The 9,210-nt window shown below is 65.2% G+C and carries 9 protein-coding genes; 7 read left to right on the top strand and 2 right to left on the bottom strand.

Annotation, left to right across the window (positions count from 1 at the left end; all coding sequences use genetic code 11):
- The 3 genes from ACOJB8_RS40270 to ACOJB8_RS40260 all read left to right on the top strand — a co-directional run.
- The coding region (locus tag ACOJB8_RS40270; RefSeq protein WP_475017796.1) for a sodium:solute symporter family transporter at positions 1–537 on the top strand (537 nt) is incomplete at its 5' end.
- Positions 538–560: 23 nt separating this feature from the next.
- Complete coding sequence (locus tag ACOJB8_RS40265; RefSeq protein ID WP_342922013.1) at positions 561–1,115, top strand: cytochrome b; 555 nt, start codon at positions 561–563, stop codon at positions 1,113–1,115.
- A gap of 3 nt (positions 1,116–1,118) precedes the next feature.
- Complete coding sequence (locus ACOJB8_RS40260) at positions 1,119–2,156, top strand: NAD(P)H-dependent flavin oxidoreductase (protein WP_475017795.1); 1,038 nt, start codon at positions 1,119–1,121, stop codon at positions 2,154–2,156.
- Between the two features lie 24 nt (positions 2,157–2,180).
- Here ACOJB8_RS40260 and ACOJB8_RS40255 read toward each other — a convergent pair whose 3' ends face one another.
- Complete coding sequence (locus ACOJB8_RS40255; protein ID WP_342922011.1) at positions 2,181–3,131, bottom strand: LysR family transcriptional regulator; 951 nt, start codon at positions 3,129–3,131, stop codon at positions 2,181–2,183.
- Positions 3,132–3,238: 107 nt separating this feature from the next.
- Here ACOJB8_RS40255 and ACOJB8_RS40250 point away from each other — a divergent pair, with 107 nt between their 5' ends.
- The 3 genes from ACOJB8_RS40250 to ACOJB8_RS40240 all read left to right on the top strand — a co-directional run bounded on the left by ACOJB8_RS40250 (position 3,239) and on the right by ACOJB8_RS40240 (position 5,683).
- Positions 3,239–3,910 (top strand): MOSC domain-containing protein, encoded by a 672-nt coding sequence (locus ACOJB8_RS40250; RefSeq protein ID WP_342922010.1) that lies wholly within the window; start codon positions 3,239–3,241, stop codon positions 3,908–3,910.
- Between the two features lie 82 nt (positions 3,911–3,992).
- Positions 3,993–4,445, top strand: a complete 453-nt coding sequence (locus tag ACOJB8_RS40245; protein WP_475017793.1) for a MarR family winged helix-turn-helix transcriptional regulator — start codon at positions 3,993–3,995, stop codon at positions 4,443–4,445.
- 14 nt (positions 4,446–4,459) lie between these two features.
- Positions 4,460–5,683, top strand: a complete 1,224-nt coding sequence (locus ACOJB8_RS40240) for an MFS transporter (RefSeq protein ID WP_475017791.1) — start codon at positions 4,460–4,462, stop codon at positions 5,681–5,683.
- A gap of 22 nt (positions 5,684–5,705) precedes the next feature.
- Here ACOJB8_RS40240 and ACOJB8_RS40235 read toward each other — a convergent pair whose 3' ends face one another.
- Entirely contained in the window at positions 5,706–7,052 is a 1,347-nt protein-coding gene (locus tag ACOJB8_RS40235; RefSeq protein WP_475017789.1) for an MFS transporter, read from the bottom strand.
- Between the two features lie 418 nt (positions 7,053–7,470).
- On the opposite strand from ACOJB8_RS40235, the gene ACOJB8_RS40230 reads away from it, so the two are divergent.
- Positions 7,471–9,030 carry a methyl-accepting chemotaxis protein gene (locus tag ACOJB8_RS40230; protein WP_475017787.1) on the top strand — a complete coding sequence of 520 codons (1,560 nt, stop codon included), beginning with the start codon at positions 7,471–7,473 and terminating at the stop codon, positions 9,028–9,030.
- The last annotated feature ends 180 nt before the right edge of the window (positions 9,031–9,210 follow it).

Below are 9,210 nucleotides of genomic sequence, written 5' to 3'. Positions count from 1 at the left end.
TCCGGGCTCACGATGGCGGGTACGTCAGCCATCTCGCACGACCTCTACGTGATGGTGCTCAAGAAGAACCGGGCCGATCCCGCGAGCGAGCGGCGGGTCTCCAGGATCGCGTCGGTATGCATTGGCGTGGTGGCGGTGCTGCTGGGTATCGTGTTCAAGGATCAGAACATCGCGTTTCTCGTCGCACTGACGTTCGGCGTCGCCGCCTCGGTGAATTTTCCGATCCTCGCGCTTTCGATGTACTGGAAGGGGCTGACGACGCGCGGCGCGCTCACCGGCGGCATCGCGGGCCTGGTGAGCGCCGTCACCCTCGTCATTCTGTCGCCCGCCATCTGGGTCACGGTGCTGGGCCATGCGAAGGCGATCTTCCCCTACGACTATCCGGCCATCGTGTCGATGAGCATCGCGTTTCTGTTTGCCTGGCTGGGCTCCGTCACGGACCGCAGCCAACGGGCGCAGCGCGAGCGCGACGACTTCGGCGAGCAGGCCATCCGCGCGCAGACCGGCTTCGGCGCGTCCGGAGCGGTCAGCCACTAGAGAACGCCAACAAGGAGACAATCATGCAAATGCGTGACAACGGTCTGGGCTTTTCGCCCATCACGATCGCGCTGCACTGGATCGTCGCAGCGCTGCTGCTGTCGATCGCCGGATGCGGCGTCGGGCTCATGTTGACCGCGGAAGACGTCCAACGACTGAGCCTCGTGCGTACGCAGAATCTGCTGGGCGCCGTGCTGTTCGTCGTGTCGATCTATCGGCTCTGGGCACGGCTCTCTTCGTATCATCCGCTGCCCGTAGGCACGCCGAACCCCGTCGAAGTGATCGTCAGCCGCTCCGTTGCGGTGGGCCTCGCGCTTGCCATGGTGCTGCTGCCGGTGGCGGTATGGCTTTCCCGCGCGGCGGCCGGTGTCGCCGTCGAGTTGCCGGGGGGATTGGCGATCCCCACGCTCATCGAGCCCAACGTGGCAGTGCAACGGGTCGTGGACATCCTTTTCGATATCGGAGCGACGGCCTTTCTGCTGGGCCTCGCGTTGCATCTGTTCGGAGCACTGAAGAATCATTTCGCGCTGGGCAATGACGCCCTCAAGCGGATGCTTGGCAAACACGTGGAGCTTTGAGCGATGAGCGAATTCAAATCGGCCTTCGGCGGGAACGCGGTCACGCAGCTGTGCGGCGTCCGGTATCCCGTCTTTCTTGGCGGCATGGCGGCGATTTCCGGCCCGAAGCTCGTTGCCGCAGTGGCCAATGCCGGCGGCATGGGGACGCTCGGCGGGCTGCGTTTGCCGCCGCTCGCGCTGCGCCGGTGGATACGGGAAACGCGCGAGCTGACGGACAGGCCCTTCGGCGTGAATCTTGTGCCGAAGTTCGGCGGCCCGACCGTGTTCGAAGCCCAGTTCCAGGTCGTATTGCAGGAGCGGCCGCGCATGCTGTCGTTGTTCTACGCCGAAGACTATGCGGCGGACATGATTCCGCGTGCCAAGGACGCGGGCATGATCGTCATGGTCCAGGTCGGCTCGGTTGCGCTCGCGCGGCACGCGATCCGGCACGGCGCGGATATCGTCGTCGCGCAGGGCAGCGAAAGCGGCGGCCACCTCAACCGGGGGACGATCGGCGTCATGTCGCTGTTGCCCGCGATCTGCGAGGTCGCGCAGGGACGTCCGGTGCTGGCGGCCGGGGGCATGACGACACGCGACGATGTGCGGGCCGCGATGCTGCTCGGCGCTTCGGGAGTGCTCGTGGGCACCGCGTTCGTTGCGACCGACGAATCGAATGCGCACCCGCTCTACAAGCAAAAGATTGTCGAAGCCAGCGTGGACGACATCGAGTATCGCACCGGGTATTCGTTCGGCTGGCCGTACGGCACGCCTCATTGTGTGATTCCGAATCGCGACAAATGGAACCTGCTGCGCTTCGTTGGCGGCGGCGCACGCATGATCGACAAACCGCGCATGGCGCAGAAGCTCTCGCTCTATGCGGGGCAGGGCGTCAGCAAGATCGTCGGCGTGGTGCCGGCAGCCGAGCGCGTGGCGGAGCTGGTGGCGGGGCTGCCGGCGTCGACGGTTGCGGCGAATGCCCAGGCGATGCTCGATGGTCTGGCATATGGCGCAAACCGGGCGTTGCCGCAAGTGGAGCCGGCCGAGTGCCGCGCCGCATGCTGACCCTGGTGCGTTTGACGGCGGCGTTCAGGCCGCTGCCGTCGAACGCCGCGTGCTCTTGCGATTCGCCGGACTCGCGCGTTTCGCTTTCGTGTCGTCAGTGGACAGCGCGAGCTGGTCGCGCGCGAGCGCGACGAACGCGCTCAACGCCGGAGTCGCCAGTGTGTCGTTGCGGCGGATGAATACCGTCTTGACGTTGGCGAACTCGCGCGGGAGCGCGTGAAGGGCGATGGCCTCGCGCGCTGCGTAGTTTTGCGCAACGGCCTTTGGCAGCAGCGTCACGCCCATGCCCGCGGCCACGCATGAGAGGATGCCGTCGAGCGTGCCCAGTTCGAGCACCTGGTTGGGCACGAGCCCGACCTGATAGAACCAGTGTTCGAGCGTGGAGCGATAGAAGCAGCCCGTGCGGAAGACCAGCACCGTCTGCTGCGGCATGACCTGGATGAGTTCGCCGAGCGAGGCGAACTCGCAGCTGCTCACGAGGACGAGTTCCTCCTGGAAGACCTCGTCTTGCGCGAGCACCGGATTCTGGTGCAGACCGCCGACGAATGCGCCATCGAGGCGATGGCTTTCGACGGCCTTGATCAGCTCGGCGGTCGTGCCGGTGAGCAGAGACAACTGGACCTGAGGATACTTCCCGCGGTATCTGGCCAGTACCTGGGGCAGGCGGATTGCCGCCGTCGTCTCCATCGAGCCGAGCCTCAACGTGCCTGCCGGCGTGGCGGTATCGAGCAGCGCGTTGCGGCTCTCTTCGGTGAGCTGGAGGATGCGTTGGGCGTAGCCCAGAAAGGTTTGCCCGGCCGAAGTGAGCACCACGCCGCTCTTTTGCCGGATAAACAATGGCTGACCGAGCTCGGCTTCGAGTTCCTTGACGCGCATCGTGACGTTGGACTGCACGGTGTGCACCCTCTCGGCCGCCGCGGTGAAGCTGCCGTGCTCCGCCACCGCACAGAAAATCTTTAGCTGACGCATCTCCATGGCGAATTCCATGAATCATAAATAATGATGGATTTCATCATTTACCATCACTTTACTGGATTGAACGGCGCGGGCACAGTGTCGTAAACGCGAACCGGAGGAAGCACGTGGTGACGGTGTTGACTACGAACATTGGGTGCCTGTTCGCCGGGGGGATGGGTTATCTGGACCACGAAGGGCAGCGCAGCGGCATTTTCAAGCGGCGCATCGCCGGGTCGGTTCGCATCGATGCGCAGGGGATCGTCGGCGACGAGCATGGCGACCCACGCATCCACGGCGGCCCGGAAAAAGCCGTCCATCACTACGCGGCGGAGCATTACGCGCGCATCGCGCAGGCGTTCGCGGAGTGCGCCGAGGCCCTGGTGCCCGGCAGTCTCGGCGAGAACATCTCGGCCTCGGGGCTGACCGAACGTAACGTGCACATCGGCGACACCTACCAGGTTGGCAGCGCCATGCTGCAAGTCTCGCAACCACGCAGCCCGTGCTGGAAGATCAATCATCGCTTCGGCGTCGAGCGCATGTCGATGCATATTGCCGAGGGGTGCATCACCGGCTGGTATTACCGTGTCCTGCGCCCGGGCGTGATTGCGCCGGGCGACGCCATCACGCTCGTCGAGCGGCAGACGGAACGGTTCTCCATCGACGAATTCTGGCAGGTGCAGTTGTCGCATCGTCCGTCCATCGATGCGCTGGTCGAGCTGATCGCCATTCCGGGCCTTGCGCCTGACTGGAAGCGGCGCCTGGGCGAGCGGGAAAAGTGGCTGCGGGCGCGCCGGTGACGCGTTCGGCCGCGCTTGCCACGTTGCCGGAGATATGAAGGTTAGCTTTGCAGTTTACCTTCATATCTCCTAGAATGCGGGGATGACCGAACGCGCCCAAACTCCCCCTCCCGACCTCGCCGCGGCGCTTGCCGGCGACCTGCGCGCCCTGGTCGGGCAGCTGCGCCGCCGTTTTCGCGAGCAGGCGATCCTCGGCGACTTCACGCCTTCCCAGATGGCCGTGCTGCAGCGGCTCGAACGCGAGGGGCCGTCCACGGTGTCGAGCCTCGCGCGCGCGGAGGGCATGCGCCCGCAGTCGATGGGCACGCTCATCGCGCCGCTCGAGGCCGCGGGCCATATCAGCGGCGCACCAGACCCCAACGACGGGCGCCAAACGCTCTGGTCGCTGACTGACACTTTTCGCGAGTGGCTCAAGGAGGGGCGCGCGGCGCGCCAGGACTGGCTCTCGCGCAGGATAAAAGCGCGCCTTTCCGGCGTGGAGCAGGAGCAGCTCGCCGCCGCGATCGAACTGCTCAAGCGGCTCGTGGCCGACTAAGACGAGGCCGTCACATGGGCGCTCCAGCTTCCGGGTTCTTTCGTTCGCTCAGGACTTACAACTATCGCGTATGGTCGGCGGGCGCGCTCGTCTCGAACGTCGGCACGTGGATGCAGCGCACGGCGCAAGACTGGCTCGTGCTCACCGGGCTCACGCATCACAGCGCGGCGGCGGTCGGTATCGTGATGGGCCTGCAGTTCGGGCCGCAAATGCTGTTCATGCCCTGGTCGGGCTTCGCCGCCGATCACTTCGACCAGCGCAAGCTGCTCATGGTCACGCAGGCGTTGCTCGGCACGCTGGCCATTGCACTGGGCGTGCTCACGGCAACAGGTCTCGTACAGCTTTGGCACGTGTACGTGTTCGCGTTCCTGTTCGGCTGCACGACGGCATTCGATTCGCCGGTGCGGCAAACCTTCGTCTCGGAGCTGGTGGGCGACGCCGATCTCTCCAACGCCGTTGCGCTCAATTCCACCTCGTTCAACGCCGCGCGCATGATCGGCCCGGCCGTGGCGGGAATCGTCATCGCATCGGTGGGCGTGGGCTGGGCCTTCCTGCTCAACGGTCTGTCGTTCGTGGCCGTGCTGATCTCGCTTACGCGTCTGCGCGTGGACGAGCTGCGTTCGGCAAGATGTACGCAACCCGCGAAGGGCGGTATTGCTGCGGGGTTCCACTACGTGTGGGCGCGTCCGGACCTGCGGGCCATTCTCGTCATGCTGTTCCTGATCGGCACCTTCGGGCTGAACTTTCCGATCTTCATCTCGACGATGGCCGTGAACGTCTTTCACGCCGACGCGGGACGCTACGGACTCCTGTCTTCCATGATGGCGGTAGGGACCATGAGCGGCGCCTTCTTCGGCGCGGGGCGCAGCCATCCGCGTTTCATCTCGCTGCTGTTCGCGGCGGCGGCGTTCGGGGTGGGGTGCCTGCTGGCTTCGGTTGCGCCGGGCTACTGGTGGTTCGGCGGCGCGCTCGTGATGATCGGCATCGCGGCGCTCACGTTCACCACCGAAACCAACAGCCTCATGCAGCTTTCCACCGAGCCCGGCATGCGGGGCCGCGTGCTGGCGATTCGGCTGGCCGTGGCGCTGGGCGGCACGCCCATCGGTGCGCCGATCGTGGGGTGGGTCGCCGACCACTGGGGGCCGCGCTGGGCCTTGCTGGTGGGCGCGGCTTCGGGCTTCGCTGCGGCGATCGTCGCGGCCCGCACGCTCGCGCGGCGGGCCCACGAGAAGCCATAGCGCGTCGCACGATCACACACAATCAGGCAGGCTTCAACTCCACGCGCTTGATGTCCTTCACGATTACGAGATAGCTGATCACCGTCACGATCGCGTTGATGCCGACAAAGGCAAGCGCGCCGTTGAACGAGCCGGTTTCCGCCACGAGATAGCCGATCACGATCGGCGTGACGATGCCGGCCATATTGCCGAACATGTTGAAGATCGAGCCCGAGAGGCCGATCGCTTCGCGCGGCGCGGTATCGGCGATCACGGCCCAGCCGAGCGCGCCCAGGCCCTTGCCGAAGAACGCGAGCGACATGAGCGCGACCACGATCCAGTCGCTGTTCACGTAGTTGCAGCCGACGATACACGACGAGAGCACCATGCCGCCGACGATCGGCACCTTGCGCGCCATGGTGAGCGAGCGGCCCGAACGGATCAGGGCGTCCGAAGCCACGCCGCCCAGGACCCCTCCCAGGAAGCCGCAGATAGCCGGCAGCGAAGCGATCAGCCCCGCCTTCAGGATGGTCATGTGGCGCGCCTGCACGAGGTAGATCGGGAACCACGTGAGAAAGAAGTACGTGAGCACGTTGATGCAGTACTGCGCGAGATAGACGCCCAGCAGCATGCGGTTGCCGAGCAGCTGGCGGATGACCGCCCAGTTCGCGCCCTTGCGTTCGCCGCGCGCTGCGCGTTGATGCCCGTTCACGATGCCGCCGCCCGCCTCGATGTATTCGAGTTCCTGCTGGTTCACGCCCGGATGATCGGCCGGATTCTTCATGAACCGGATCCACGCGAAGGCGAGCACGAGGCCGCCCACGCCCATCACGATATAGACGTGATGCCAGCCATACGCGTGCGTGAGCCACGCCATGAGCGGCGTGAACACCACGGCTGCGAAATACTGCGCCGAATTGAAAATCGCCGACGCCGTGCCGCGCTCTTTCGCCGGGAACCAGCTCGCCACCACTTTGGCGTTGGCGGGGAAGGCGGGCGCTTCGGCCGCGCCCATCGCGAAGCGCAGCGCGAAGAGGCCCGCAATCGCGGCGCCCGCGCTGCCGAGCAGGCCAATCGAGCTTTGCAGCAGCGTGAAGAGCGACCACAGGAAGATGCTGCCCGCGTACACGCGGCGCGCGCCGAAGCGGTCGAGCACCCAGCCCGCGGGCACCTGCGCGAGCACATAGGCCCAGCTGAACGCCGAGAAGATGTAGCCCATGTGGATGGCGTCGAGACCGAACTCGGTGCGCATGGCCGAACCCGTGACCGAGAGCGTGGCGCGGTCCGCGTAGTTGAGCGTGGTGATGATGAAGATCAGCGAGAGGATCAGGTAGCGCACCCTGGTGCGCCTGGCGACATCGGACTGCGTGGCGGTGCGGCTCAACGACATGTGGATCGACCTCTCTCGTGCGCGAGATGCTGGCCGCTGCGCTCACGCTGCGGCCAGCATCTGCTGTCTCCGGACGGCGCGCCTCGTGCGCGCCGCATCTACTTAAGCAAGAACGCGCCTGACTCGCGTCAGGCGCGTTCCGTTTGCGGACCTGATTAGCTGCTTGTTCAGCCAGTTGTCGGTAAGTTGTTTGACATCATGGCCGGTTGTCTGAGCTAATCGTACAACGCCCGGGAAGCCGAAGCAACCAGACTGTATGCCTGTTGAGTCGGTATCAGGGTAAACTCGAATTTCAGGATAACCGCGCGATGGTGGGATGATGCGGTCAAGTTGTTGGACAACATGGCGTCTGCACCCTCAAGACTCCGGCGTTTGAGCCGTAAAGAAGAACACCATGGAAACCGGGGATTGAAGCAACATGCGCAACACGACGGTACGAGCCAGCCTCCTTGCAGTGCTGGTGATCTTTGGCGTGATGATCCTGATTGGCGGCTTCGCGGGCGTGTTCTCGCTCAAGGAGTCGAACGCCAGCGCCCAACGCCTGCATGAAATCGCGCGCCAGACCATTCTGGTCAACGACGCCTACAAGGACACCACGCGCACGCGTTCGGCGCTCGTGCGCGGCTACAGCGCGCTCAAGGAACGCAACGACACGGCCACGCGCGACTCCGCGCTGAAGAGCGCGGCCCATAGCTTCGAGCTTTCGGCGAGCGAGACCCAGGCGTTCGCCAACGCCCCGGCGTTCGACGGTATGGACGCGGACCTCAAGCGCCAGTTGCTCGAATCGGCGGCGCAACTCTCGAACACGCTCACGCGCGCCACCGACGCGCTGCGCAACGGCGACACGGCCGCTTACGTTGCGGTCAACGACACCGACATCACCGCCGCGGGCGCGGCCTATTCCGTGAACGTGGAGAAGTTCCAGAAGCTCGCCAACGCGCTCGCCGAGGCCACGCTCGACGACGGCAATGCGCGCTATGGATGGATCGTCACGCTCGTGGGCGTGGGCGTGGCCATCGCGCTGGCGCTCGTCGTCGTCACGCATTTCGCCTTGCAGCGCATCGTGTCGCGCCCGCTGGCCGACGCCGCGGCCGTGCTCGACCGCATCGCTTCGAACGATCTCACCGTGCGCGTGCCCGAAGCGGGCCGCAACGAAATCGGCCTGCTGTTCGCCGCCATGCGCCGGATGCAGGCGGGGCTCTCGCACACCGTGGCCGGCGTGCGCGACAGTTGCGACGCGATTCACACGGCCGCGCGCGAGATCGCGGCGGGCAATCTCGATCTGTCGAGCCGTACGGAGGAGCAGTCCGCCTCGCTCGAAGAAACCGCCGCGAGCATGGAAGAACTCACCTCCACGGTGAAGCAGAACTCCGTGAACGCATCCGAGGCCAGCACGCTCGCCACGGGCGCGGCCGAACTCGCGCAGCGCGGCGGCGACGTGGTCGGACGCGCCGTGCAAACCATGCAGGACATCAGCGCCAGCTCGCAGAAGATTGCCGAGATCACGAGCATGATCGACAGCATCGCGTTCCAGACCAATATTCTTGCACTCAACGCCGCCGTGGAATCGGCGCGCGCGGGCGAGCAGGGACGCGGCTTCGCCGTGGTCGCGGGCGAAGTGCGCACGCTCGCGCAGCGCAGTGCAGGTGCCGCGCGCGAGATCAAGGAGCTGATTGGCGCTTCGATTGAAGACGTGCGCAACGGCAACGCGCTCGTCGCGCAGGCAGGCGAGGCGATGAACGAGATCGTCAACTCGGTGCGCAATGTCGCCACCATCATGGCCGAGATCACGACGGCCACCGCCGAACAGAGCACGGGCATTCAGCAGGTAGGCATGGCCGTGAGCCAGATGGATCAGGTCACGCAGCAGAATGCCGCGCTCGTTGAGCAGGCGGCGGCGGCCGCGAGCGCGCTGGAGCACCAGGCGCAATCGATGAAGGAAGCGGTTTCGGTGTTTCGCGTCGGCGCGCTCGCGTGAAGATCGATACGCGCAAAACCATTCAACAAAACTAGCAAACCAGAAAGGACGACATGAAGAAGGCAATCTTGCGCAGTGTGGCGGGCGCCGCTTTCGGCCTCGCGGCATCGGTGGCCGTGCATGCGGCTAGTGTCCTGAGTTAAAAATTCATTGAATGATCCCGACCGCGTACTAAAGTGT

The organism is Paraburkholderia sp. BR10141, from assembly GCF_056155635.1.
Note: the sequence above shows the minus strand (reverse complement) of the source record. Positions and strands in the feature narration are given on the sequence as shown.